2 pseudogenes are annotated in these 617 nt (G+C 40.0%); both read right to left on the bottom strand.

Going from position 1 to position 617, the window contains the following annotated elements:
* Window positions 1-250, bottom strand: a pseudogene (locus AOG26_RS20655) (hypothetical protein); the annotation flags it as partial.
* Window positions 237-617: pseudogene (locus AOG26_RS20320) on the bottom strand (hypothetical protein); the annotation flags it as partial. The pseudogenes AOG26_RS20320 and AOG26_RS20655, both read right to left, overlap by 14 nt.

The raw sequence follows: 617 nt of genomic DNA, 5'->3' as shown, positions 1-617 counted from the left end.
CATAGCTCGTTTTTAGATATCTATAACCAGAGTCTATGCCACAACTACTATGACCACACGACTCTGTGTACACAGACTCTATTAAAAAAGGAAACTCCGACACTGAGCCATCTTCTGTTTTAATTGTCACAACGATGGGCCCGCGATAACCATGGGCCTTATCGAGTACTGTAGTGCAACTTGTTGTAAACAAACAGGCCAGTAACACACAATGAAATTGCACCATCACCTTGCGCTTATAATCCTTCATATTCAACTTCCCTTGGTTTTAATATATGCTCCTGACAAGTCATCTTATTCCAACAATCTGTTTCAGGTACGCCGTAATACCACGCTTTAAAAATAGGTTGATACTTTTCAATCACACGTTGTTGCATGCGTTTTGAAAAATGGGGTAAGTAAACCGTTTTAGTCAACGTGATATGCCTTGCAATCATCTGTCCTAAATTAAAACGCTCTTGGCGATACATCATGTCTGCTTCTTTAAATTCTCTGCTATCTGGTATGAATTTTTGCATCTCTTGTTTATAACCAGTCGCCCAGCCAGCCACTTTGTTCATTTGTTCAGCAAACGGCTTAACAGTAAACGTAACATAAATGGGGTCATCAGCATCGGT

The sequence above is a fragment of the Pseudoalteromonas sp. UCD-33C genome, assembly GCF_001306895.1.
GTDB lineage: Bacteria > Pseudomonadota > Gammaproteobacteria > Enterobacterales > Alteromonadaceae > Pseudoalteromonas.
Note: the sequence above shows the minus strand (reverse complement) of the source record. Positions and strands in the feature narration are given on the sequence as shown.